Genomic DNA, 26573 nt, shown 5'->3' on the forward strand with positions numbered 1-26573 from the left:
CAATCTGAGCAGAAGACTTCCGGATCGGGGGGCCAGTCAAGGACCCAGACAATAAAAAAACCACCCCGACCCTCTGAGTCTGGATGGCTCTCGCCTGACATAACTCATACTCGTATTTCATGATTCAGTTTCGAACATTTCCGGTATTCCTCTCACAAGAAATGGGCTGTTGTCAAGGTCCTTCTTGCACTCTCTTCATACTTTGAACCGTTGAGACCCAGGCTTTTCTTCATAAACAAGGAAAGCCTTCTACGAGGAGCGTCGGCGACTCATGCCCATGCCCGAAGTCCTCGGGAGAAACATTTATCATGAGAGCCATCCCAAATGAGAATTGCTAGTTGATGAAACCGTGAGTTGACCATTTACCATGGTGAGGATTATAGTTATCAGAAATTTTGAATTCTTTACTTTAAGGAGAATGAAGATGCTGGTCAAATTGAGTTCCAAGAATCAGGTTACTGTGCCCCGGAAAATCCTCGCTCAGATGCCGGGCACACGATATTTTGAAGTGGAATGGAAGGACGGGGCGATTATCATGAAGCCCGTGGCCATTTCGGATACAAACCTGGAGCAGATCCGCGACAAAATGAAGAAATTGGGTCTAAACGAAGACAGTGTTTCAGAAGCAATCCAATGGGCAAGATCAAAGTAATCAGGGTTGTCATCGATACGAACGTGCTCATTTCAGCGCTTCTGTTTGGTGGAAATCCTGTACGCCTCATACCGCTTTGGAAGACCGGCCGTATCCAGCCCATTGCTTCACAAAAGATGATCAAGGAGGTGCTCCGTGTTCTTGCTTATCCCAAGTTCCGGCTTTCCAGGAAAGAGATTGAATTCCTTCTTTACGAAGAAATCCTCCCTTGGTTTGAAGTAATCGAAGCCCCTGCCGGGAGGCCTTTCATCGCAGCCGATCCATCGGACGACATATTCATCTGGTGTGCTGAAAGTGGAAAGGCTGACTGGATCATTTCTGGTGATGATCATTTGCTACACTTAAAAGATTTCAATATTCCTATCCTCACACCACGACAGTTCCTCGAGATGATTGAAGCCAAGAACTGATTATCCTGAATCATTTTGGAATAAATCAGGTTTTTTGGTTGCCGACAAAGTCTCTACATTATCGGATAGATTCCGGGGATTGCGGCTCCCCAAAAAGAACAGCCAAGATGGTTGTGCTCCCGGAGTCTCGGCTTATCCGTTCAAAATCTAACGAAAGCGGGAAGGGCCGTCAGCTGGGCTGAACCCTTCGACCCAGGCCAAGAAACGAGACCAGTCTTCTCAAGGGAGACCGGGGTGGGCTTTTTCGATAGGGGATGGGGTCATAAAAAACGACGGGCTCGCCGTTGAGGATTTGCTGTGGATTATCGATGACCATTTGATGCGCCATTTCTTCCCCCACAATTTTCCTGGCTTCCAGGTAGCCTTCCGAGAGCTTTGGAATCCTTCCCTGGATGCCGTGAGCGTCGGTTGCGAGGATGTGGACCAGGTGATGCTCCAATAGGGATACTGCAAACCTGCGGATGTTCGTTCCAAAGCGTCCCGCCAGGCTTCCCGCAGTTACCTGAGTGATTGCACCCATTTGTACCCATCTGAAGAGCCGTGACGGATGCCTTCTCAAGGCGTTGTTTCGCTCCGGGTGGCCGATGATGGGTGTGATATTCCGGGAAAGGAGTTCCCAGAAAAAATGTCTCATGTTTTGGGGAACGATGTCTGAGGGGAGTTCTATGAGGGCGAATCGACCCATATCATTGATCGAGGCGACTTCTCCCGACTCGAGTTTCCGGGGCAGGTCAAAGTCCAGGTGAAGTTCGGCTCCGGGATAAACCTTGAGCGGAATTTGGGCCGCATCCAGTTTTTCCTGGAAAGTATAGACAAGATCAACAATGGTTTTCCGCCTGTTTTCAAAGCAACCCGCAACCCAGTGAGGAGTGCACACAACTTCTTCGATACCGTCTTCAACGGCCATTCGGGCCATGGCCAGGCTCTGTTTCCAGTTTGTAGCGCCGTCGTCCAGTCCAGGGAGCATGTGATTGTGGAGATCGATCATCCCAAAATTCTCTTTCTATGTACCCAACATTGTGACTATTTTTGAACCATGGAATATTTTTTAAACTTGGGCGATCATGATCGGCCAAGCATTCAAGACCGTCATGATGTGACCATAAGCAATCAGGTTGGGTTGATCGTGTAACACATGGGAACTGCGAATCGCATCCCCCCAAGCGAAATCCAACATAAAAAAACTTGTTCTCGTTGGGTTTCGCTCAGCAATTTCCGGTCTGCAGTTGGTTGAAACCAACCGCTCAACCCAATCTACGTTCCGGAAACGACTGCGTATTCGTGATCTTCTGTATCAAGCACTTTGCGTGCCATTTCGTTTCGTAAGTCGAGAATCCATTCATTAGCCGTGCTTCGATAAGGTTGCGAAGCAATACACTGCCCAAAACCCTCGATATACTATTTTGTGAGAAACAGTAGAGCAAATGGACGAGACCCTGTTGGTGGGTCAGTCTGCATAGATCTTGGCCAGAGTGTTTGCAATTTCAATGAGTTGTAGGAACCATTGATGCTTGGGGCGTCCTTTTTGCAAATCCATTTCCTGCAGCGCTTCGGCAAGGGAAACGGTCGAGATTCCCCGACCGCTCAGTGCGAGTACGGAAATATCCCTGGACTGTTCCTGGATGGCGTTGAGCAGGGTCATGGCTGCACTGGACCCCATTCTGCTGGCGAGGATACGGTCAAAAGCCGTGGGGGCTCCTCCGCGCTGAACGTGCCCCAAAATAGCTGTGCGCACTTCGAACTGGTCTTCGCTCTCCTCTTCGAGCAAACGCCTTATGAAATCCGTTGTGTAATGGAAAGATGCCTGTTCGTTTCGAATATAGATCACCAGCCTTTTCCCGCATTCAAAGCTTTTCTTCAGATTTTCGACGTCTGTGTTCAGTTCGGCCAGCCGGATTCCTTTTTCGGGAAGATAGGCTTTTTCCGCGCCTGAGGCCAGGGCGCTCGTGAGGGCGAGAAAGCCGCTCTGCCTTCCCATCACTTCCACAATGAAGGCCCGGCGGGTGGCGCCGGCAGTATGCCGAATCTTGTCCACGGCTTCAACGATGTTGTTCAGTGCCGTGTCGGCGCCCACGGAGAAATCGGTTAAAGGGAGGTTATTGTCTATAGAGGCGGGAAGAAGCACTATCGGGATATTGAAGGCGTCAAAATTTTCACGCTGCTCGGCTATTTGTGCGATCTTGGTATAGGTTCCCCAGCCGCCGATGGCGATGATCCCCTTGATGTTGTACTTTTGGATATTCTCGGCCATTTGAGCCAAATCCGTGGTCTTGAGTTCCACGCGGGAGGTGCCGATTTCTGAACTGGGTCTGTTGACCCACCCCACCATTTCATCCCAGTTCAGCTCAATGAAATCGCCGCGAATCAATCCCAGGAAAGCATCCTTTGAACCATAGACTTTGACCCCCTGGTTGAGGAGACAGCGTGCGGCGACGCTCAAGGCAGTGTTCATGCCCGGAGCATCGGCGCCTCCCGTGAGGATGGCGACCGCCCCATTTTCACGCTGTTCCTGGGCGGGCATGATGCGGGTCAAGGTTTTGACGAGTTTCAACATATTCTTGAAGCTTTCGCCTCGCAATTCAAGCGCCCTGCCATAGTTTCCACTCTCGATCTCAGTGCCCACCGCCCGGCTTTTTTCCACGACGGTCGTCAAGGGGGTGGCGACGACTTCGTTCTTGACCAGTCCCAGCATGTGGCAATGAAGTGTATCCGGTTCATCCACCAGGATATCGACTGCGGCCACTCCCAGCCGGGTGGACAGGATGCGGTCGAATGCCGTCGGGGATCCGCCTCTTTGGACGTGCCCGAGCACCGTGACGCGAACGTCCAAACCCAGGCGTTCGGTGAGAATGCGTTTGATATCATTGGAGGTGATCGCCAAGCCATCGGGGTGTCTCGCTCCTTCCGCCACGATCACCATATGATGTGGGCGGCCGATCTTTCGAGCCTTGTCTATGGCTTCCACCATTTTCTGGTGCCAGCGAAGTTCCAGTTCTTCTTCGGGTACGAGCACCCAGGACGCTCCGCCCGCCAGGGTGGCGGCCAGCGCAAGGTAGCCGCAATGCCTTCCCATGGTCTCCACGACAAAGGTTCGCTGGTGGGAGGCAGCCGTTGAAGTGAGGTCGTCCATGGCATGAATGATGTGGTTGAGGGCCGTGTCGGCTCCAATGGACATGTCCGTGCCGTAAAGATCGTTGTCTATGGAGCCCGGGAGTCCTATCACCTGCAGCATGGGGATGTCGCCCTTCAAGGCCATTTCCTCATGGTCTTTTCGGATCTTTTCAATATGTTCAGGCCATTCCTGAGCAAGTACGTGTGCGCCGCTGAGAGATCCGTCGCCACCGATGACAACGAGGGCTTCAATCTTGCGTTCGAGCATCTGCAGAACCGCCTGATATCTCCCTTCCCTGGTTCTGAAGCGCTCGGACCGGGCAGTGCCGAGAAAAGTCCCTCCTTTCTGAAGAATCCCACCGACATCTTCCCATTTCAATTGGCGGATTTCTTCTCCTCCTTTAACGAGACCTTCGTAGCCATCGTAAATCCCGTATACTTTGAGCTTGCGATCAAGGGCTCTGCGGACTACCGCTCTTATGGCCGCGTTCATTCCCGGGGAATCCCCGCCACTCGTCATAACCGCCAAGGTTCGTACCATCTGGCAACTCCTGAGTAAGAACAGGTATTGGAAGTCATCCGAACTGGAATCCATTAACCTTAAATGACCCCATGGGCCACAACGAAGAATGAAATTTTTGTCTTGCAGGAATGGGCCTTGGCCGCAATGGCTTGTTCCCGGAGTGCTCCCGCAGGTCATTTGATAAAAGGTAATATGGCAGCAATGATGACTTATCTCAATCTATTTTATTGGTGAGCCTGGCGATCAGGGTGAATGGACCGCAGAATGGAACATGGAGGATTTGCGCGATTGGCGGGGGCAATCGAAAGAGCCCATGCATTTGAGCAAAACGCATGGGCTCCGGGGGTATGGTTTTTGATTTTAAGGCAATTAGAATATTACCAGGATTTTCTACATTTCGGGAACCATCTGGCGGAGTTGATCGTAAGTGAATACGGGGCCGTCCACACAAACGTATTTCGTGCCCATGTTACATCTTCCACAGATCCCGATGCCGCATTTCATGCGCTTTTCGAGGGTGGAGTAAATCTGATGATCCTCGAACCCCAGCTCTTTAAGGCCGAAAAGTACGAACTTGATCATGATCGGCGGACCGCAGACAATGGCCAGGCAGTTTTCGGGGGATGGGGCTACTTCTTTGAGCACGGTGGGAACAAAACCGACCCGTTCTTTCCATCCCGGAAATTCGGCATCGACCGTGAGCACCAGATCCACACCGCCGGATCTCCATTCTTCGAATTCATAAGTATAACAGAGATCTTTTGGAGACCTGGCGCCGTAGATGGCCGTGATATTGGCATAATCCTGGCGGTTGTCCGCCATGTAAAGCATCAGGGTTCGAAGCGGCGCCATTCCAATACCGCCTCCGACAAAGAGAATATTTTTCCCTTTCATCGCCTCGTAGGGGAATCCATTGCCCAGAGGGGCACGAACCCCGATCTGGTCCCCGGCATTGAGTTGATGAATCTTGGTAGTGACTTCTCCCGTCCTCATGACGCTGAATTGCAGGTAATCTTTTCGTGTGGGGGGCGAATTGATAACAAACGTCGATTCGCCGACTCCAAAAACTGAAAGCTGCCCGACCTGACCAGGACGAAAAGTGAATTGCTTCATCTTCTCTTCATCATCCAAGAGAACACGAAGCGTTCGAATGTTGTGTGTTTCCTGAATCACTTCCTGGACGGTCGCCAACTCCGGCAGATATGGGTTATGCGCATACACAGGCGTTCTCCTTCAACTCTTGCACGACCTTGCGGATATCGATGGATACCGGGCAACTGCGGATACACCGCCCACAGCCGCAACAGGCAATCATTCCGTCATACTTTTCCGGGAAATAGCTGAACTTGTGCCCTACCCGGTTACGGTAGCGCTCCAATTTAGTGGGACGGGGATTATGGCCGCTCGCCTCCGCAGTGTAGGTGCAAAACATGCACGAATCCCAGGAACGCAGACGTTCTCCCTTCAATCCCTTCATTTCGTCGCTGATAGTGAAACAATAGCACGTGGGGCAGACATAAGTGCAAATGCCGCAGCTGAGACACTGCCCGGCCATGGCCTGCCAGTATGCTGTCTGTTCAAACCGCGTCTTAAAGGATTCGACGCTGTCCTGTAAATCGAGGTTGCCCACCTGCTGCCGGGCCACCTGCTCATGAAGTTCTTTCGCAGCGGTTTCCTGAGCTTCGGTGGGAGCTGTACCCAATGCGTCCATGAAAGGCAGGGCCCGGTCGGTCAAAGCCTCTACGACGTAGCCTCCTTCAACGGGCATAATCCAAAAGTCACTGCCCGCCTGGTCTGCAGGACCGCTGCCGACCGAGGAACAAAAACAGGCCGAGTCGGCCTCCTGGCAGACCACTGTGGCGAAAAGGGTATTTTCTCTTCGTTTCTTGTAATAACCGTCCACAAACGGACCTTGCGTGAAGACACGGTCGAAAACGAAAAAGCCTTTCACATCGCAGGGATGTGCACCAAAAACCAGCGTGGGTTCGAAGTCTTCGGGTTCTTCCAGTTTGACACGTACCTTGGAGGGGTCCTCGGGGTTCTTGAGATATTCATAACTGAAAAGTTTCTCTACCTGCGGCAGCATGACTTTCTTGGGAAGGATCGTGCTCTGACGGTCCAATACGGGAGCAAGCCCCGGGCGGTAAGGCACGAATTCCACCCCATGCTTGTCTTCCCCTGCCGATGCTGGGACCCATAGTCTTATTTTCCGGGACAGCCCATCAAGGACTGTTCCCAAGTTTTCCTGGGCGATGAATACTTTCGCACTCATTGATTGTCCTCACTATTGCGGATGTTTGAACATTAAATTCCTGTTTCATTAGGACTAAATGTAAGCAGGGGAGGAACGGCATTCGGATCAACACCCGCTTCATAATTCAATAATTCCCTGGTGATCTTGTTGAGCTCTTCCTTCATGAGGGTGACCGGGATCCCCATGGGGCACACCCGTTCACACTCCCCGCACTCGGTGCATCTTCCCGCCAGGTGCATGGAATGAATGAAGTGAAAGAGGAATTTTTCAGAAGTATGCATGTATTGGGAGAGCCACTTGGGTTCCCGTGTTTCAGCAATGCAACGGTCCTGACACACGCAGAGCGGGCAGGCGTTTCTGCAGGCATAGCAGCGTATGCACCGGTCCAGTTCCTTCGTCCAGAACGCGAGCCTCTCTTCAAGAGATCGATTTTCCAGCTCTTGAACGTCCTTGTAAGCATTTTTGACGGTAACACGCGGTGCTACCGGCTCACCCACCAGCACATCATACATGAGGGGATTGGGATAGGCGCAGCGAAGACACTTGCGGGCCAAAACATCCTCCAAGGCAAAAGAGTGTGTCCCATCGGCGTCTTCCACTACCAGTTGCTTTTCATCCATCTTGACGGATTGAATATTTTTTAACGGAGCGGCTTTCATCACGCGGCGCCAATCGATGGTTCCCTGGCAGGGGACCCCGAAGATATAGAGCTTGTCACGAGTGATGAATTTTTCCTGAATCAGGGCAACTATGGATCGACTGTCGCACCCTTTGACGAAAATGCCGATTTTTTTGTTTTCGTCTGCAGACTGGACAGGGGGCGTCTTCACAAGATATCCGCTGAGGTTTCGAACGCAGAGCGGGTTCCAGACAAGCTTCCCGATGTCCTTGGCATCTTTTATGAAAACGGGTGTAGTATGGAGAGCGTCATAGCCCGCTTCCCAGCCGATCACCGTATCCAGTTCAGGAAAGGCAGCTTCAACCAATTCACGCAATTGTTTTGTCTTGATCTCAGACACTTTCAACCCCTAACCTTTCGCAGATGTCCATACCCTGGCTGATACCGGGATTTGGTCCCAACTGATGGATTTGTTCGGAAAACTCAGTAACCACCTTTTGCCATACCTGCCCTTCTGAAGCGGATACCCAGGTATAATGAAAACGGCGGGCATCGATTCCCATGAAGGGGAGAAAACGCTTCAAAACTTCCAGCCTGCGACGCGCATAAAAATTGCCGACCGAATAATGGCAATCTCTTGGATGGCAGCCGGATACCAATACGCCATCCGCGCCGTAGATGAGAGATTTCGCTACAAAGAGAGGGTCCATACGTCCTGTGCAGGGAATGCGTATGACACGCAAGTCCGTGGGTTGTTTGAACCGGCATACACCGGCAGTATCGGCTCCCCCGTATGAGCACCAGTTACATAAAAAACCTATGATTTTAATTGGCTGATCCTTGTTGGATGCGGAATCCGTCATGACCTTTATTCCTCCCTAAGCGCAAAGTATATTGACTTCTGCCAGGATCTGACTGTCCGTGGTATGTTGCAGCTGAATCGCCTTCGGCGGACAGGTTGCATTGCACAGGCCGCATCCTTGACAAACACTCGGCAGCACTTCCGCCTTTCGTCCGCCACCCCGGAGTTCCTTCCACTGGATGGCGCCGAATGGACATACCTCGATACATTTCCCACAGGCGATGCATGCCCGTTCATTGACCAGAGCGACCTGAGGATCCGTTTCAATGGTATCCCTGGAAAAGAGGGCCTGGACTTTGGCCGCAGCGGCACTCCCTTGAGCGACCGAAGAGGGGATGTCCTTGGGACCCTGGCAGACGCCGGCCAGGTAAACTCCCGCCGTGTTGGTTTCCACCGGACGCAGCTTGGGGTGGCTTTCCAGGTAGAAACCGTATTGGTCATAAGAGATGCGGAGCTTTTCAGCCAGTTCCTGCGCGCCCGATGCCGATTCGATACCGGTAGCTAAAACCACCAGGTCGGCTTCCACCTCTACTTGAACGCCCAGCAGCGTGTCCGCCCCCTGAACCACCAGGCGGTCTCCCTTCGGGTAAATCTTGCCGACCCTCCCGCGAACGTATTGCACCCCGTATTCTTCTTGAGCGCGGCGGACGAATTCATCGTAGTTTTTCCCTGGAGCGCGTATGTCCATGTAAAAAACATAGCAGTTGGAATCCGGGATATGGTCGCGGGTCAAAATCGCCTGCTTGGCGATATACATGCAGCAGACACCGGAGCAATAAGGACGATCTACAGAAGGATCCCTGGAACCGACGCAGGCAACGAAAACGATGTTTTTGGGTTCCTTGCCGTCGGATGGACGCTTGATGTGGCCTCCGAAGGGACCTGAAGCGCTCAGGATGCGTTCGTATTGCAGGCCGGAGATGACATCCGGGTAGCGCCCGCCGCCGTATTCTCCATAGGCGGAATAATCGAAGAGGTCAAAGCCGGTTGCCACTATGATGGCGCCGACCTGCTCTGTCACGATTTCATCCTGCATGGTATAATCGATGGCCCCCACGGGGCATATCTTCTGGCACACCCCACACTTGCCCTTGGTGAACTGCCGGCAGTAATCCTTGTTTATGGTCGCTTTCTTGGGGATGGCCTGCGGAAAGGGGATATTGATGGCCCGGGTTGGAGCCAGGTATTGATTGAAGGGGTCCGGAACCTGCTTGGATGGACATTTTTCCGTACAAATACCGCATCCCGTGCACAAATCCCAGTTCACATAGGTGGCCTTTTTGCGGACCTGGACCGTAAAGTTGCCGACATAGCCTGAGATGGAATCCACTTCGCTCATGGCATAAAGCTTGATGTTTTCTCTTTGAGAAACATCCACCATTTTCGGGCCGAGAACGCAAGAGGAGCAGTCAACCGTTGGAAAAGTCTTATCCAGCTGCGCCATTTTCCCGCCGATGCTCGAATTCTTTTCCACCAAAACGACTTCCAGGCCCCCTTCGGAACAATCCAGGGCTGCCTGAATGCCAGCCACCCCTCCGCCGAGAACCATCACCCTTTTGTTGATGGGCACCTTCGACGAGAAAAGAGGTTGGTTCAACGCCAGCTTGGCCACCGCCATCCGTACCAAATCGGCAGCCTTGAGGGTGTTGGCTTCCCGGTCGGAACTGATCCATGAAACATGCTCCCGGATGTTTGCCATCTCGAACATGTAACGGTTCAACCCGGCTTTCTCCACGGCACGCCGAAACGTGGGTTCGTGCATGCGGGGCGAACATGCCGCTACGACAACTCCCTGCAGATTATGCTCCTTGATGGCGTTTTGGATTTCCTTCTGACCCGGTTCGGAACAGGTGTACATATAGCTTGTCGCATAGACAACATCCGGGAAGGTCAGAGCCTTGCGAGCTACCGCCGCGGTATCTACCGTACCGGCGATATTGGTTCCACATTGACAAACAAACACACCAATACGCATTTTTTATCCTCAACTCATTTGAGATATTTCTTAGACTCCAGCACATCAGGATTATTCGGGATGAAAACCGGATGCCGAAGACAACCGGAAGACCTCATAATCAGCCCATCTTCATCCCTTCCCTAAGCGGCTAACCCCCAATGCCTTCCTTCGCCCTTCGCAGATCTCTGAACATGAAATCTGCATCCACAAACAGCTTTTTCATCCCCAACTCTTTTGGGTCGATGCCCAAAGCCATACCCATCAGTTGCGTTATATAAACCACCGGAATGTTGAAAATACGATGGGAGTGGCGTTCGACCTGGGACTGACGCAGATCGAGATTCTGCTGGCAGAGTGGGCAGGCAACAGCAATGGCCTGCGCACCCACACGGCGGGCCATGTCCAGAATGCGTCCTGTCAGTTTTCCGACAATCTCGTTGCGGGTAACGCCGTATGTTGCTCCGCAACATTCTGTTTTATAGGGGAAGTCGGGAACAGTGGCGCCTATCGCTTCCAGTAAGCGGTCCATGGAGATGGGATTTTCAGGGTCATCAAATTGCGCAAATGCCAGAGGACGCGATGTGAGGCAACCGTAATAAGGTGCAATCACCTTATCTGTGAGAGGTTTTGTAACTTTTTGCTTTACAACTTCCGTTCCGACATCCTCGTAGAAGAGCTGCAAAACGGAAACGGCTTTTATATTCCCATCGAAAGGCATGTCCAGAACTTCCAAAAAAGCCTCTCTTTTTTCCGGGTCATTGTATGTTTTCAGGGCTCCCTTGAGCGCTTTCAAACATCCCGGACAGGGGGTCATGACCACGTCGCAACCCTGCTGAATGGCGATGGCGAGATTTCGTCCAGCCAGGGCTGCAGACAAAAGTGGATCGACTGTCTGAGCGGGGCTGGAGCCGCAGCAGTTCCAGTCGGGAATTTCAACCAGCTCAATGCCCAGCGCTTTACATACCAGACGGGTGGAAACATCGTACTCAACCGCCAGTCCCTCCAGAGAGCAACCCTGATAGTAGGCGACTCGTTTCATAATGGGATTCCTTTTTTCAGTACCTGAATGGATTTCACTGACTGACATTCCGCTTGTGTCTTTCATCGAGTCGGGTCATTTTACAACGACCATGTTTCGATGCGAGTTTTGCAAGTCCCATGATGTTCATGTTCATTCGGGATTCATGAAGTGGTCGAAATGTCGGCAATAATCATTCCTCTATTTTTTGTTTCTATATGCTTCCAGCCGGTCGAAAATATCGGCAACATGCCTGCGGCCTTTGATCTTGTGAGGCCACATTGCCAGCTTGCCTTTTTTCAAAACTCGAGGAGCCAAATCCATATCCGTAAAAAGTTTCATGGATTTCAAATTGAAAATAGGGAGCAGGCCCGTTTCGAAAACACGGCCGAAAGTCTTCACCGATTTTAAAAACTCATCGTAAAATAAACGAATATCGCTCAAAGAGACCGTACCTTCCTTTCGCGACATGATCCGAAGACTTTCCATGACCTTGGCCACATCGATGTTACAAGGGCATCTTGTGGTGCAGGCCTGGCATGAGGCGCAAAGCCAGATCGAACGTGAATTCAGCACGATGTCTCTTTGTCCCAATTGAACCAGACGCATGATCTGGTTGGCTGGATAGTCGTAGACATAGGTGTAGTTGCAACTGGCGCTGCAGTTACCGCACTGGTAACATTTGCTGACCTGCTGTCCACTGGCCTTCTCCACCTGTTCGATAAACTCGGTGCCATAATTGTTTTTCTGGATTGACAGAGTATGGATGCGTTCCATTGTTTCCTTCCGATCCGAATGGGATACAAACCAAATTGTTGTTTGCCTTCGCCATATACAAAAAAGAGGTTGAACGTCCGCAACATTCAACCATCCATTGAAACTCAAATTTTGGGTTGTGACTATCGCGGCGCCCTGAGGCGACCCCTGCGAAAAAAATCACATGGGATGGGACTTCAACCCGATACGGGACCCATTTCAAAAGGCATCAACCAGTTTTTGACAATTGCATAAAACCTGAATCAAAAAAATGGTCAATAGCAAAAATAAACGATCCGGGAAGCGACAATCAAAACACCTCTACAACAGGAATGCGCTTCCTCCACACCTTGCCACCCGGCTTCAAAATACCGTCGGCAATGACACGGTGGGGATATATCAAAATTCGAACCTCTGGAATACCTCAAAAATTTTCCGTTCCGAACAAGCCGACATCCCATCGAGCAAGGATGGGACATTCCTACGGTAGGACATGTGGGAAGCAGCGAACGATGAACTAATCATGACCCATCGGGTCACAATGAAGGATGAAAAGGCGGTAAAAAGCTGCGAGGCAATAATAATAGAAGAAGCAACAAACTTTGTTGAAAGGTTCTACTGTCATACGCCATGAGCTCAAAACCATGGGCCTTTTTTCATACACAGCTTTCAGAATCGGAATCGGTCGAATGTCTGCTCTTGCTTCAGTCCCATCAGTCACGGATTTGCAGTCACAATGCGTTCGCAGTCGTAGCAGCCCATCTTGCACAGTAATTTCATATCAATTTATAGGAGATTGTTCAAGCCGTCTTTTACGATCTTGAAACTTTCAAACAGGGAAAAACGCGCCTGCATGAAAAAGCCCGGAGATTCCTTGCTTGGAATCTCCGGGCTCTAAAAGAGTGAGTCGCTCTTCAAATCCCCATTCACCATGGAGGCACAGAGATAGTGGAGAAATTTTATAATAATTCCAAAATTTTCTCCGTGTCCTCGTGGTGAATAACGGGATATTGGAATCCGCCAAACTCCCTAAAAAGTTTATGGTAAAGGGATAACCTTTAAGGCGCTCAAACCTGCGGTCTGGGAAGCACTCCAGCTCTCTCGGCAATCTCCGGCACTCGATGTTCCCACTCTATGGCCATGAGATGGACACCGGCAACTCCCTTCATCTCCTTGAATTCCTCAATTTGTTCGATGGCAAACTTGATCCCTTCCTCCGCGACCTTGCCCTTTCCGGCACCCTGTAACCTTTTGATGAGGGAATCCGGAACATCCATTCCCGGAACCTGGTTGGCCATATAGCGAGCCATCCCAACACTCTTCATGGGAGTGACCCCGGCGAGAATATAGCACTTTTCGTGCAATCCCATGTCCACAGCCCTCTTCATAAATTCTCTGAATTTTTCCATGTTGTAGATGCACTGGGTCTGGATGAAATCGGCTCCTGCCGCAATTTTCTTGGCCATGCGATACACGCGAAAATCGAAAGGCTCTGCAAAAGGGTTGGCCGCAGCACCGATAAACATCCGGGGAGGAACATCGATGTCCTGGCCATTGAGGAATTTCCCCTCATCCCGCATGGTCTTGACCGTGTGTATCAACTGCATGGAATCAATATCGAAAACGTTCTTCGATTCGGGATGGTTCCCAAACTTCTGATGGTCTCCCGAAAGGCAGAGCATATTGCGGATTCCATGAGCGTAAACGCCGAGGATATCGCTTTGCATGGCCAGGCGATTCCGGTCTCGACACACCATCTGGAAATTCGGTTCCAGCCCCTCCTGAAGCAATACGAGGGATGCCGCCCAACTGGACATTCGAACGACCGCAGTCTGGTTGTCGGTGAGATTGACAGCGTCCACACAACCCTTCAGATGCCGGGCTTTTTCTTTGAGGTGTTCCACGTTGGCGCCCTGGGGAGGTCCGCATTCACCGGTAAAGGCAAAATGGCCGGCCTTCAGTACTTTTTCGAGATTGCTTCCTGATTTGTATTCGCTCATTTTACCAGCTCCTCCCTGATCAACCGCCTGGGGCCTCCATCCCGCGCCGTGGTCCAACTCTTTGGCGGTTTGAATTCGAGCAGCTCATCGAGACGCCCCTGCTCCATCATTTTTCGAACGATCATGTCCCAAATGCAGTCCACATCCTTGGATATTTCACACTTACCGTTATCGGATCCTCCACAGGGGCCGTTGAGAAGGCTTTTGGAACATCGCGCAATAGGGCAAAGACCACCAAAGTAGTGCACCACACACTGACCACATCCCGCACATCTTTCCGCCCAGACACCATGTTCGATGGCTCCTCCCATGAACTTGGTATTGACTCCCGGAAAAATCCTCGAAGATGGAAAACGCTCAGCGAGAAACTGAGGTCCCACTCCGCAGGCTATCGATATGATCCCATCATATTCTTCGATGATCTCTTTCAATTCATCCACGTACTCGGGGTCGCACTGGCGTTCGAGGGTATGTTCACCCACTTCCAATGTATTTCCGTTTTTCTTTCCCGCGATTCTCAGAGTGGAAGCGAGGATAGCTGCTTCTTTCGCGCCGCCCACGTTACAGACGGATACGCAGCCCTTGCACCCGACGACAAGAATCTTTTTGAGATCCTTGACCATTTCGATGATTTCCTTAACCGGCTTTGCTTCGGCAATGATCATTTTGCACCTCACGGAGTGTTTACAGTTTCACCTTGGCTGTCACGGGGCCCAGCTTTTTCACCCTCTCTGTCATTTCGTACGCCACATCCACAAATTTCTGCCCCTGCGCCGCAGAAAGATTGAATACTCCGATCCTTTCGGGTTCAATGTCCAGTGCATCAAGAATGCGCTTTACATGATCCACTCGCTTGGTTGCCTTAGTGATTCCGCTGATAAATCGGCAACTGTCTTCCTGGCAGCCGGCCACATAAACACCGTCCGCACCTTCTTCAAAGGGTTTGAGAAGATGAAGCACTTCTATGCGGCCGGTGCACGGCACCTGGATGAGCCTGACGTTGTCCGGCAAAGTCTTTTTCATTCCATCGGCTACATTTGCCGCAGCTGAGACGCAATTGGTGCAGCAGAAAGCGATGATTTGCGGCTGAAAGTCGCTCATAATCATGATCTCCTTGAGGTCGTTTCCGCTTGAATCGTTCTCACCCAACCGGCGCTCCTTCTCACGGAAACTATAACCTGAAAATGGATTTCTTATGCATTCTCCAGTGCTTATCCCAAAAGAATCGACGGAGCCGCACTTAACATTTGATCACTGCAGCCCGGCATGACAATGGCTTTGGCGGGGCATTCGGCCACGCATATTCCGCAGCCCTGGCAAAGCCCAGGGTCGATGTAGGCCGCCCCCCTCTCGTGGTCGATGCGGGGTACATGGAACGGGCAGGTCCGGACACAGGTACAACACACCGCACACTTCTCCGGCTTCACTTCGGCCACCAATCCTTCCACCGTCACGGTATCCCGCGACAGAATTTCCAGAGCTCGCGCGGCCGCGCCCTTGGCCTGTGTGATACTTTCTCCGGTATCCTTGGGATACAAGGCCAGGCCCGCCAGGTAAACCCCTTCACTGCTTGCATCCAGGGGTTTCAATTTTTGAGGCGATTCCCCAAAGAAACCGTTTGAATCCAAATTCACTTTAAAGATATCAGCCAGTTCATTATTGTTGACCGGAGCGATGGCGGTTTGAAGGGAGACAAAATCGGTTTTCAGAACAACCGGTCTCCCAAGGATCGGGTCAAAAACCGTTACTTGAAGACGGTCTCCTTCGCCCTCCAGCGCCTGGACCACGGGTTTATTGTCAAGATCATAGCGAATGAAGAGAACCCCCTTCTGCCTGGCCTCTTTGTAGATATCCTCCCTTTGGCCAAAAGTCCGCATTTCCCTGTAGAGGATGTAGACATCCATATTCGGATTTTTCGTCTTGAGATCCAAAGCGGTTCGAACGGCAAAAGAGCAGCAAAGGTTGCTGCAATGCGGCATCTGGGGTTCTCTGGAACCGACGCACTGAATGAACACGGCGGAATCAGCCTTCTCAAAACGTGAGGGATTTTCGATCATTTTTGAGCTGAGTTCCTGCCAGCTATATACGTTCTTGTGTTGTCCGTAGAGGTATTCACGGGGAGTGACGGGGGCTCCGCCGGGAGCGAGAATGGTCACGCCATGGGCGACATCCAGCTCTTTTCCGTTCTGAAGAACGGTGGTGACGAAACTTCCCGCAAACCCCTTGTTGGCCTTTATCCTGGAATTCGTCAACACCGTAATGCGCTCATTTTCAGTGATCGCCTTCATCAATCCCTTCAAATAGGCCTGAGCGTCAGCCCCTTCCCAGGTGCACCTGACATGGCGGCCATGCCCTCCAAGTTCCCCCTGCTTTTCAACAAGGGTCACCGGATATCCCTGGCAGGCAATGGCCAGAGCGCTCTCCATTCCCGAGACACCTCCTCCGACGACCAGCGCGCGCTTCACCACCGGAATTTCAATCACAGGCGCTGGAGAGAGAAGCAGAGCACGGGCAACACCCATGCGCAACCGATCCTTGAGCTGTCCAGGCGCTTTTTCAATGTCTATGGCTCTCAGGTCTACGGTTTCGTAGAGATAGGGATTGAGGCCGGCCCGCCCGAGGGCTTTTTGAAGAAGCTTCTCATGGATGATAGGCGTGCAACTGGCAAAGACCAAACGATTTGCATCGGCATCCGTCAGCTTTTCCGTGAGTCTCTTCAAGACATCCCCTTCGGCGTGGAAGACTTCCGACACACCGGGCAGTTTCGCGGCATACTCTTCAATGCGTTGAGCCAAGGATGCATCCATGCCCGAACAGAGATGATAGGCCACGAGGATGCGGGGAGGGGCTTCCTCGCGTAATGTGGGAGAATTTTTGCCGGCTGAAGAGGCCTTGGGTTTCAAAAAGGAAGCGATTTCAGAGACGCAGGCTGTAGCCTGAATGATCGATTGCCCGATATCGTGAGGTCCGCTCACACCACCACAGACAAAGATTCCGGGCAGGCTGGTCGAAACAGGCTTGAACGGTTCAGAGCGAATATAGTGGTCCGGTTTGAGTTCAATGCCTATTTTCTCTGCCAGCTGCAGAGCTTGCGCAGAGGGTCTGAGCCCGACGGAGAGAACCACCATGTCGAAGACTTCCGTGTGGAGCTCTCCCACCTCATCTGCATAGCTGATGGATAGATCGTCCGAACCCGGCACCGGGGCTACTGAGTGAACCCTGCTTCGAACGAGGCGAACGCCTCTTGAAACGGCGTTGTTCAGGTAGTCTTCGAAGCCCTTCCCATGGGTTCTCATGTCCATGAAAAAAATGCAGGTTTCGATCTTTTCATCGAATTCTTTTGTATTGACCGCTTCTTTGAGAGCATGCATGCAACAGACAGAAGAGCAGTAAGGAGCATCGCACCGGTTGATCTCCCTCGATCCGACACATTGGAGCCATGCAACTTTCTCGGGGACTTTGCCATCGGAGGGCCTTTTGAGAACACCCCTTTCGGGACCCAGAGGCTTTTGGATTTGCTCATATTCCACGCTGGTAACCACATTGGGGAGACGTCCGTAAGAATAGGTGTCATATGCCGACGGCTCAAAGGTCTCAAGGCCTGCAGCGAGTATAACCGCTCCGGCTCTCAGATCTTTTTCATCGGGTCCGCTGCGAACGGAAATCTTGAAATCTCCTCTTGTTCCGGCAATATCCAATACCTGGGTATCCAGTAAAACGCTGATATTGGGGTCCTGTTCACAGGCCGCAATCCTGGGGTCCAGTTTGCAACACGCGCATAGGGGGTAGATTCGATGCAGGGCAGGCATCATGCCGCCAAGGTGCGCTGCACGTTCAACGAGTTGAACATCGTATCCTGCAGAGGAAAGGGAAAGAGCAGCCTGAATGCCGGCAATTCCTCCTCCGATAACCATCACAGAGCTTTGCGCTTCATTTTGAATCATAACATCGTTCTCCTGCATGTACTCCCTCAGTCACGATTGAAGGTAAAAAAAGAATCCTTGTGAAAAAATCCCTCATGAGCAATGGATGCCCCTGAATTGAACCATCAGATGCAGGAGCGATCCGTCCGGGAGAGTCCAAATGGGTCCATCTTCCGTTCAATCCAATGACTCGTTGCCGGATAGAGACTTTTTCTCACCTTGCCTGATTGCTTCGCTCCTTTGCGAAGGTCCCGCGGAGCCGCTTCTCTGGCCTGTCTCCGAATATCGGAGCCGAGACTGCATTTTTATTCCGTTGTCAGAGATGGGTTCATGCGGTTGTTGAATTGCCGCTTTGTGAAATACGAAGCAAGACTATGGATTGCTGACGAAAGACGAGGATAGCCGTACGAACTCCTCCGAGAGATCCAGGCAAAGAAGGACGGAAGTGGAAAAGGGCAAAAGGGCAATATGAAATCGAATCGCATCCACATCCGGATCAGCGCTCCAGTTTACTACCACTTTCCCTCAAAAATATCCTATCTGAGAAGGGTCGGTTCCTGACGATTGTCAATGAGTATGCCCGCAGGCAGAAATCATATTCCAGCCTACGGGGGCATGCATTTTCCTAAGTACCGAAAATTGTAAGTACGCGGCCATTTCTTTGTAGAACGGCTTCCAGCCGTGACAGGAACCGAAAACCGCACGCTGTGTCGCGATAGGAAGCCGTTCTACAAAAAAGCACGGGAAATGGGTGCATAATTGCGATCATGAGGACTATGGAGCAACATAAGAGCGGGCATGTGGATATCGAATAGGAGCATGAGCGGGAAGAATGACACTCAATTCTCTGAACACTTGAACGGGCTCATTATAGTTTGGAGCGAAGTCATCGTCAATGAGATTCAGAATAAATCCAGGGGTTGATATTTTAAGGAAATTCAATGGAGTTGAGAGTCGTGGCGCATGAAAATTTGCAAAACGTCCTATCCTATTACATGTGATCGCCCTGTGCCGGAAGAACCTTGACTTGGCCGACTCACTGGTTTATGAAGCAAGTTGTGATTTTTATCACTGAAAACAGGCAATAAATCACTCGGTGAAGAATTGTTTGAGTGGTGTGGTGAAAGCGAAGCATTCCTTCTTCGCCCGGCCTGTACTTAGAGCCTATTCGAAAACCTACCTCGGCAGCGCCCCCCCTTGGCCCCCCTCGAGGGGGGCCAAGGGGGGCGCAAAGTCCACAGGTTGTTTCCGGATAGGTTCTTAATGCGACATTGTCGCATTAACCGCGGAGACACAAAGGACACGGAGAAAGACTTTCAAGGGAAATCTCTGTGTTCTCCGTGTCTCTGTGGTTTGGATGAAATCTGACAATGTCGAGTTAAAGGGAACGGTTCTGTTTTAAAGGGTGAGGAAGGAGGGCGATGTCGGTTGAAATCAATAAACAAAAAGGTTGGGTTGAGACAAAGAAGCTAAGTTCATCGTGTTGTTGGCTCATTCTTGTTGCAGCGATCAGCGGTTGAATGCAGCGGGTGGGGTTTGCTCAACGGGAGGCTTCGAGCAGGGGATTTTTTTGTGATTGTAATCGCATGATACAATCATATTTGGCTTCGGAGTGCAACAGGCAACGATGGCTGAAGCCCCTTGCTTGATGAAATGTTCACGGCGGTCTTCCGTGAAAGGTTCGCTTACGCTTACGGAGTGGATGTTCATGATGGAAAAAAAATCTTTGAAGCCAACAGTTGGCGCAGTAATGGTGGTGGGGGGCGGAGTGGCAGGTGTGCAATCGGCCCTCGATCTGGCTGAATCGGGCTATTACGTCTATCTTTTGGAAAAGAGCCCCTCTGTGGGGGGGGTGATGTTGCAGTTGGATAAGACGTTTCCAACAAATTGCCTGAGTTCGTGCCGTGGTTGTCGTGCTCAGCATGGCGGATTGGCCCAACTGGATGAAACGGTGCCGGTCAACGATTGTTCGACGTGCATCATTTCCCCCAAGCTCGTTGAAAGTGGTCGCCATGCCAATATCGAATTGATCCCCATGGTCGAGTTGGAGTCCGTGGAAGGGGAAGTGGGGAATTTTCAGGTCAAGGTTCGAAGAAGGCTTCGAAATCTCGATTGGACCACAGCTCCCCCCATGGCTTCTTTTGGTGATGAGGAAACGGTCAATCTGAATGTGGGTGCAATTATCCTTGCAACCGGTTTCAGGGTCTTCGATCCCGCAACGTATGATGTCTTCGGTTACGGCAGATATCCAAACGTGATCACCAGCCTGGAATTCGAATCGATCATGAATCCTTACGGCCCTTCTCGAGGGCGCCCATGTCGTCCTTCCGACAATCAGCTTCCCAAGAAGATTGCCTGGTTGCAATGCATCGGGTCTCGCGATTTGCATGAAGGAGCCCATGGTTATTGTTCCAGTGTCTGCTGTATGTATGCCATCAAAGAGGCTCTTGCGGCGAAGGATTATTCCAGCGATATCGATACGACGATTTTTTATATGGATATGCGCACCTTCGGCAAGGAATACGAGGCATATTACAATCTTGCCAGAAACGAGCTGGGAGTGCGTTTCGTCCGTTCCCGTATTCACAGTATAGAACCGGCCGGACCGGGTTCCGACGACCTCAAGCTGGAATATATGGATGACAAGGGAGAATTCCATGTTGAAAACTTTGACATGGTCGTGCTCTCGGTAGGGTTGGAGGCTCAGAAGGACGTCAAGGAACTGGCTGGTAAGTTGAAAATAGATCTCGACGAGAGTGGTTTTCCAATCGTTGGCGATTTTGCCCCTGTGGAGACTTCACGTCCGGGTATCCTGGCCTGTGGAGCTTTTGCCGGACCCAAGGACGTTCCGTCCTCCATCACGGAAGCTTCCGCATCTTCCGCAGTGTCTGCGGCATTGCTCGCTGCATCCCGCAATACCATGGTTTCTGAAAAATCTTATCCTCCCGAAGATCCGATCATTTATGAGAGGCCTCGTGTGGGCGTGTTTCTTTATCAGTGCGGTTCGGAACAGACCGGCGTGCTCGATGCGGAGGCTGTTCGGAATTACGCAAAAAGACTGCCCAATGTGGTTTATGTTGCCGACACGGGTCTTTCCTGTGGCGTAGAATCTCAAAAAGCCATTTGTGATGCCATAAAGGATAATCAGATCAACCGGGTTGTCGTGGCGGGATGCAGTCCGCGAACTCATGAAAAGTTTTTCCAGGATACCATTCGGCAGGCGGGTCTGAACAAGCACCTGTTGGAAATGGCCAATCTTTTGAACCAGGATTCCTGGGTGCACAGTGACGATCCTGTCAGAGCGACGGAAAAGGCCAAGGATCTCATCGGTATGGCTGTTGCCAAAGCTGTTTTGCTGGAGCCCTTTGCCGAGCAGGAACAAAAGATCACGCAAAAAGCCCTGGTGGTCGGGGGTGGAGTTGCCGGCATGGTGGCGGCCAAGACACTGGCGGCTCAAGGGTATCCCGTTTGTCTGGTGGAAAAATCCTCGCAGTTGGGCGGATACGCAGGCAAGCTGTACAAGACCTGGCGCGGCAGTGCCATATCCCCTTTCGTTGATGAACTGGTGAAGAGTGTTCAGGAAAATCCTCAGATCGATGTGCGCCTCTCCAGCTCCATAACCCATGTGGAAGGCAATGTCGGTCATTTCCAGTCTACCATTCAAAATGGGGGAGGCGAGGAGGTCGTGGAGCATGGGGTTGCGATCCTGGCAACGGGTGGAAAGGAATTTATCCCCAATGAATACCAGTTCGGAAAGCATCCCCGCATCGTGACGCACCAGCAACTGGATCAACACTTCAAGGCGGGTGAACCCACCCTCAAGGCGATTCGGTCCGCTGTATTCATTCAGTGCGTCGGATCACGAGAACCCGATCGTCCCTATTGCAGTCGTGTATGCTGTACGCATTCCATTGAGAGCGCTCTCGAATTGAAGCGGATCAATCCGAATTGCGACGTGTATGTGCTCTACCGGGATATGAGGACCTACGGCGACCGGGAAAAGCTCTACAGTGAAGCCCGCAAGGCGGGGGTTCTTTTCGTTCGTTTCTCGCTCGATAACAAGCCGAAGGTGGAATTGGTCGGTGGCGGACTTAAGGTAACGGTATTCGATCCCATTCTTCAAAAAGACGTTGTGTTGTCCCCCGACCTCATCACGCTGGCGACGGCTATTCTGCCCAACGATGCGCAAGCATTGTCCGGGTTTTTTAAGGTTCCCGTCAACAAGGACGGTTTTCTCTGTGAGGCCCATCTCAAGATGCGCCCAGTGGATTGTTCGACAGACGGTGTTTTTCTGTGTGGTCTGGCTCATTATCCCAAGTCTTTGGATGAAAGCATTGTGCAGGCTCAAGCGGCTGCATCACGGGCGGCAACTTTTCTCGCAAAGGAAAACATTCATTTCCACGGAGCTGTTGCTGTGACCAATCAATTGATGTGCAGCAGTTGTGGAACCTGCGTGAATATTTGTCCCTATTCAGCTCCGAAGTTCAACGACAAGGGAAAGGCTGAGATCAGTCCCGTGCTTTGCAGAAGTTGCGGCCTTTGTGTGGCTTCCTGCCGCTCCGGCGCCATCAGTCTGCGTGGCTATGAGGATGCACAGATTTTTGCCATGATCGACAGTTTATAGAAATACCTGCGGAAGTGGGGAGGAAATGAAAACGGTTGCAACAGCGCGTTTGTGCGGCCTGCCTCCGGCTTCCGGTCAGAAAGAATAGGAGAAAGACATATGTCCGAGTGGGAACCGAAGATTGTTGCCTTCTTGTGCAATTGGAGTTCATATGCGGGAGCGGATTTTGCCGGCCTGAAACGTCTGAAATACCCTGCAAACATCCGTGTCGTTAAAGTGCCTTGTGCCGGCCGGATCAATCCCAAATTCATCCTTTCCGCCCTCCGTCATGGAGCTGACGGAGTGTGGATTTCCGGTTGCCACCCCGGGGAGTGCCACTTTGTCGAAGGCAATTACTATGCGCGGCGCAAGTTTGCCCTTCTGAAGAGCTTTCTGGAACACACGGGGATTGAACCGGGACGAATCCATTTTTCATGGATCCTGGCGACTGAGGCTAATAAATTTGCGCAAATGGCACAAGAGGTGGTTGACGGAGTGAAAGCGCTGGGGCCAGCCCGTCATTTCATCAAAAAGCAAGCCGAGGTGTAAATCGATGCGAGCATATACCGAGAAAATTCGAGAGGCGGCAAAACGCCTGTTGTCTGAAAATAAAGTGGACGTGGTGATCGGCTTTCGCGCTGGAACGATTCCCTTCATGAATGAACCGTTCATCGCAAAAAATGTGAAACAGGTGGACCAGCTCGTCTGGGATGGCAATTGCGGAATCAACTTGGCCAATTATATCACCAAGCGTACCGACCGGATCGCCGTTGTGGCCAAGGGGTGTGATTCCCGAAACATTGTTGTCCATATCATGGAAAACCAGATCAAACGGGATCAGCTCCACATCCTGGGGGCTCCCTGCAAGGGAATGATCGACAGAAGACGCATCCTTGCAGAACTCAAGGGAAAAGAACCGCTCCAGGTGGAGGAATTGGACGGCAAGGTGCAGATCAAGGGGCGTGATTTTGAGTTGAGCCTGGATCGCAAGGAATATTTGCAGGAAAACTGTGCCATCTGTATTCACCGCAACCCCGTCATTTACGATGAATTGCTGGGAGATCTGGTGGAAGAGCAGGATGTGGACCGTTACGAAGACATCCGCAAGGTGGAAGCGCTTCCTCCTGAAGAGCGTTGGCAATACTTTGAAGACCTGATCTCTTCCTGTATCCGGTGTTATGCCTGCCGGAACGCCTGCCCCGCCTGTTATTGTCCCACATGTTTTGTGGATGAATCCCGTCCACAGTGGGTGGGGAAGACCATCGATGCAACGGATACCCGGACTTTTCACTTCCTTAGGGCCTATCACTTGGCTGGACGCTGTACGGATTGCGGCGCTTGCGAGCGGGCCTGTCCAATGGGAATCAAGGTGCGACAGTTCACCAAAAAGCTCGAGAAGGATGTGAAGGAACTTTATGGTTACGAGACCGGTTTGACCCTGGAAGGACGGCCTGCGCTCGATACTTACAAGCCCGGTGATCCAGAGTCGTTTATCAAGTGATGACAGGGTTGGCATAAAACGTGGGTCAGCGACGGGTGATTGGGAATCACTACGAGCTTATCAGGCATGGGATCACTATGCACAGCCTGCCGAACCGGGATCGCTGACCGCTGAATACAGATAGGAAGGGACGAATCCATGTCGGAAATTTATATCGTCAGAGACAAATTTCCCGGAGTTGTACAACAACTGATGGGCCGCTACCGGGTGTATGGACCGGTCTTTCAAGGCCAATATCATGAATATGCCGAGCTGAAGAAGGCCGAAGATCTGGACTTGAATTTTCAGAATACCCGCATGTCTCCCAAGGGGTTGTTCCATCCGGAAGCTGATAAAATGTTTGAATATTCCCTGGCCGAAGGTGATCCGGAAGCCGGGATACTCAAGGAGATTCCCAAGGATTATTCGCCGCGGGTTATCCTCGGAATCCGCCCTTGCGACGCCAAGGCGTTTCAACTGGATGATGTCAATTTTATAACGGAAACCATTAAAGACACGTGGTGGGTGGAGAGAAGAAAGAGCACGACGCTGGTGGGGCTGGCCTGCAACGCGCCCTGCAGCACCTGCTTTTGCACGACCGTGGGAACCGGCCCCTTTGATCCTTCGGGGTTGGATGTCCTGATGATCGATATGGGCGAAGGATACGTAGTTCGACCCATTACGGACAAGGGAAAAGAGCTGGTTTCCGGTATTGCCGGCGATCCCGTTCCGCAGGGTGCTTCCGAGAAGATTGAAACGCTCCGGAAAACGGCCGAAGACATGCTCGGGACTCAGTTCGATGTGAAGGCCTTTACCGAGAAGAATACGCTGGATCTTTTCAATGATCCTCTTTGGGACGAAGTTCAGTTTTCCTGCATCAACTGCGGCACCTGCACCTTCTTGTGCCCGACCTGCTGGTGTTTCGATATCCAGGACGAAGTCTGCGAGGACAAGGGGGAACGTTTGAGACTCTGGGATTCATGCATGTTCCCCCTTTTCACGCTCCACGGATCGGGGCATAATCCCCGTGCCCAGAAGCTTCAGCGTGTGCGGCAGCGTTTCATGCACAAATTGAAGTACTATCCCGAAAAGTACGGCAATGGGGTGGCTTGTGTGGGATGCGGTCGCTGTGTGAAGTCCTGTCCCGTCAATATCGATATTCGTCAAGTGGCCCGGATGATGGCGTCCGCTTGTGTCTGCCCGGCTTAAACCGGTCGGTTTATAGATGGAGGAATGAAGGTGAACAATCCTTATTTGCCTTATCCTGTCCGGATCGAGTCCATCGTGACGGAATCGGAAGATCGTAATCAGAAGACTTTTAAGCTGGTCTTCCTGAATCCGGAAGATGAAGCCAAATTCAAATACATGCCCGGCCAGTTCGCCGAACTTTCTGTGGCGGGTCAGGGAGAAATTCCCATTGGTATCGCATCTTCCCCCACGGAAAAGGGGTTCATCAAATTTACAGTGAACAAGGTGGGGAAGGTCAGCAGATACCTTCACAATATGAAAGCTGGGGACATCATCGGAGTTCGGGGTCCGCTCGGGAACAGTTATCCCTGGGAAACCCTGCAGGGCAAAAATGTGGTGATCATCGGAGGCGGTTTTGCCTTCACGACGCTGCGGTCTTCGATCATATACATGCTCGAGCCTGAAAACCGGCCCAAGTATGGGAACATCGATGTCGTTTACGGCGCAAGATTTCCCGGCCTGCTGCTGTACAAGGACGAACTGGCGGCATGGGAGCGAAGGGACGACATCAATATGCACATCACCGTAGATGGAACGACGGATCCCAACTGGAAGTATAATGTAGGGTTTGTTCCGGCGGTGACGAAGGCTAAGGCCCCAAGTGCCGAGAATTCGTATGCCATCATCTGTGGTCCTCCCATCATGATCAAATTCACTCTTCCGGTTCTGACGGAGCTCGGCTTTCCTCCCGATCGCATCATTTCAAGCCTCGAGCTGCGTATGAAGTGCGGAATCGGGATCTGCGGACGATGCAACATCGGCACAGAATACGTTTGCAAGGATGGGCCGGTCTTCACGCTGGAAAAATTGTCCACGCTGCCCAATGAGTACTAAGAACCTATCCAGAAACCACCTGTGGACTTTGCGACACCCCCCTTGGTCCCCCCTCGAGGGGGGAATTAAAGGGGGTGTCCGCTGCCGAGGTAGGTTTTCGGATAGCCTCTAATGAGTAAATGGCATGCTCCCTCCAGGAGGAGGGATGCATCCAATGCGACATTGTCACATGAACCACAGGGACACGGAGAACACGAAGATTTCATTTGAAAGTCTTCCTTTGTGCCTTCTGTGTCTCCATGGTTCAGATGAAATCCGACAATGTCAAGCTAAGAGCCTATCCAAAAACTTCCTCCGTTCGCCCTTAGATACCTCATGGCGAA

At 51.5% G+C, this 26573-nt stretch carries 20 protein-coding genes; 7 read left to right on the forward strand and 13 right to left on the reverse strand.

Going from position 1 to position 26573, the window contains the following annotated elements; translation table 11 throughout:
• The first annotated feature begins 424 nt into the window (after positions 1–424).
• Together QMG16_RS18655 and QMG16_RS18660 are read left to right on the forward strand one after the other, a co-directional pair.
• The gene (locus tag QMG16_RS18655; RefSeq protein ID WP_281796682.1) at positions 425–652 is read left to right on the forward strand and encodes a hypothetical protein; all 228 of its coding nucleotides are present in this window, start codon (positions 425–427) and stop codon (positions 650–652) included.
• A complete protein-coding gene (locus QMG16_RS18660; protein ID WP_281796685.1) occupies positions 634–1062 on the forward strand; it encodes a putative toxin-antitoxin system toxin component, PIN family in 429 nt (142 codons plus the stop codon). Before QMG16_RS18655 ends, QMG16_RS18660 begins: the two co-directional genes overlap by 19 nt.
• A 169-nt stretch (positions 1063–1231) precedes the next feature.
• Here the strand turns inward: QMG16_RS18660 and QMG16_RS18665 are convergent, their stop codons facing one another.
• The 13 genes from QMG16_RS18665 to QMG16_RS18725 all read right to left on the reverse strand — a co-directional run bounded on the left by QMG16_RS18665 (position 1232) and on the right by QMG16_RS18725 (position 18106).
• Entirely contained in the window at positions 1232–2050 is an 819-nt protein-coding gene (locus tag QMG16_RS18665; RefSeq protein WP_281796687.1) for a tyrosine-protein phosphatase, read from the reverse strand.
• A gap of 459 nt (positions 2051–2509) precedes the next feature.
• On the reverse strand, positions 2510–4714 hold the full coding sequence (locus QMG16_RS18670) for a 6-phosphofructokinase (RefSeq protein WP_281796691.1): 2205 nt from the start codon (positions 4712–4714) through the stop codon (positions 2510–2512).
• A 372-nt stretch (positions 4715–5086) separates the two neighbouring features.
• On the reverse strand, positions 5087–5917 hold the full coding sequence (locus tag QMG16_RS18675; RefSeq protein WP_281796694.1) for an FAD/NAD(P)-binding protein: 831 nt from the start codon (positions 5915–5917) through the stop codon (positions 5087–5089).
• Positions 5904–6968 (reverse strand): 4Fe-4S dicluster domain-containing protein, encoded by a 1065-nt coding sequence (locus tag QMG16_RS18680; protein WP_281796696.1) that lies wholly within the window; start codon positions 6966–6968, stop codon positions 5904–5906. Before QMG16_RS18680 ends, QMG16_RS18675 begins: the two co-directional genes overlap by 14 nt.
• Before the next feature lie 32 nt (positions 6969–7000).
• Positions 7001–7969 carry a 4Fe-4S dicluster domain-containing protein gene (locus QMG16_RS18685; protein WP_281796699.1) on the reverse strand — a complete coding sequence of 323 codons (969 nt, stop codon included), beginning with the start codon at positions 7967–7969 and terminating at the stop codon, positions 7001–7003.
• The gene (locus QMG16_RS18690; RefSeq protein ID WP_281796701.1) at positions 7962–8432 is read right to left on the reverse strand and encodes a hydrogenase iron-sulfur subunit; all 471 of its coding nucleotides are present in this window, start codon (positions 8430–8432) and stop codon (positions 7962–7964) included. The genes QMG16_RS18685 and QMG16_RS18690 overlap by 8 nt, the downstream gene beginning before the upstream one ends.
• A gap of 15 nt (positions 8433–8447) precedes the next feature.
• Entirely contained in the window at positions 8448–10406 is a 1959-nt protein-coding gene (locus tag QMG16_RS18695) for a CoB--CoM heterodisulfide reductase iron-sulfur subunit A family protein (RefSeq protein ID WP_281796702.1), read from the reverse strand.
• Positions 10407–10536: 130 nt separating this feature from the next.
• Positions 10537–11427: a CoB--CoM heterodisulfide reductase iron-sulfur subunit B family protein gene (locus QMG16_RS18700; RefSeq protein WP_281796704.1), complete on the reverse strand. Its 891-nt coding sequence runs from the start codon at positions 11425–11427 to the stop codon at positions 10537–10539.
• A 180-nt stretch (positions 11428–11607) separates the two neighbouring features.
• Positions 11608–12183 (reverse strand): 4Fe-4S dicluster domain-containing protein, encoded by a 576-nt coding sequence (locus QMG16_RS18705; RefSeq protein ID WP_281796706.1) that lies wholly within the window; start codon positions 12181–12183, stop codon positions 11608–11610.
• A gap of 1046 nt (positions 12184–13229) precedes the next feature.
• Positions 13230–14162, reverse strand: a complete 933-nt coding sequence (locus QMG16_RS18710; protein ID WP_281796709.1) for a methylenetetrahydrofolate reductase — start codon at positions 14160–14162, stop codon at positions 13230–13232.
• Positions 14159–14827: a methylenetetrahydrofolate reductase C-terminal domain-containing protein gene (locus QMG16_RS18715; RefSeq protein WP_281796711.1), complete on the reverse strand. Its 669-nt coding sequence runs from the start codon at positions 14825–14827 to the stop codon at positions 14159–14161. The genes QMG16_RS18710 and QMG16_RS18715 overlap by 4 nt, the downstream gene beginning before the upstream one ends.
• Before the next feature lie 19 nt (positions 14828–14846).
• Positions 14847–15311, reverse strand: a complete 465-nt coding sequence (locus QMG16_RS18720) for a hydrogenase iron-sulfur subunit (RefSeq protein WP_281796713.1) — start codon at positions 15309–15311, stop codon at positions 14847–14849.
• A 62-nt stretch (positions 15312–15373) separates the two neighbouring features.
• Entirely contained in the window at positions 15374–18106 is a 2733-nt protein-coding gene (locus QMG16_RS18725) for an FAD-dependent oxidoreductase (protein ID WP_281796715.1), read from the reverse strand.
• Between the two features lie 1687 nt (positions 18107–19793).
• Between QMG16_RS18725 and QMG16_RS18730 the strand changes: the two genes are divergently transcribed.
• The 5 genes from QMG16_RS18730 to QMG16_RS18750 all read left to right on the forward strand — a co-directional run bounded on the left by QMG16_RS18730 (position 19794) and on the right by QMG16_RS18750 (position 26250).
• The gene (locus tag QMG16_RS18730) at positions 19794–22709 is read left to right on the forward strand and encodes an FAD-dependent oxidoreductase (RefSeq protein ID WP_281796716.1); all 2916 of its coding nucleotides are present in this window, start codon (positions 19794–19796) and stop codon (positions 22707–22709) included.
• A gap of 99 nt (positions 22710–22808) precedes the next feature.
• On the forward strand, positions 22809–23237 hold the full coding sequence (locus QMG16_RS18735; RefSeq protein ID WP_281796718.1) for a hydrogenase iron-sulfur subunit: 429 nt from the start codon (positions 22809–22811) through the stop codon (positions 23235–23237).
• A 4-nt stretch (positions 23238–23241) separates the two neighbouring features.
• Positions 23242–24189, forward strand: coding sequence for a 4Fe-4S dicluster domain-containing protein (locus QMG16_RS18740; RefSeq protein ID WP_281796720.1), 948 nt, complete (start codon positions 23242–23244; stop codon positions 24187–24189).
• 138 nt (positions 24190–24327) lie between these two features.
• On the forward strand, positions 24328–25377 hold the full coding sequence (locus QMG16_RS18745; RefSeq protein ID WP_281796722.1) for a 4Fe-4S dicluster domain-containing protein: 1050 nt from the start codon (positions 24328–24330) through the stop codon (positions 25375–25377).
• Between the two features lie 30 nt (positions 25378–25407).
• A complete protein-coding gene (locus tag QMG16_RS18750; RefSeq protein WP_373878691.1) occupies positions 25408–26250 on the forward strand; it encodes an FAD/NAD(P)-binding protein in 843 nt (280 codons plus the stop codon).
• The last annotated feature ends 323 nt before the right edge of the window (positions 26251–26573 follow it).

Source organism: Desulforhabdus amnigena, assembly GCF_027925305.1.
In the GTDB taxonomy this organism is placed as follows: Bacteria; Desulfobacterota; Syntrophobacteria; order Syntrophobacterales; family Syntrophobacteraceae; genus Desulforhabdus; species Desulforhabdus amnigena.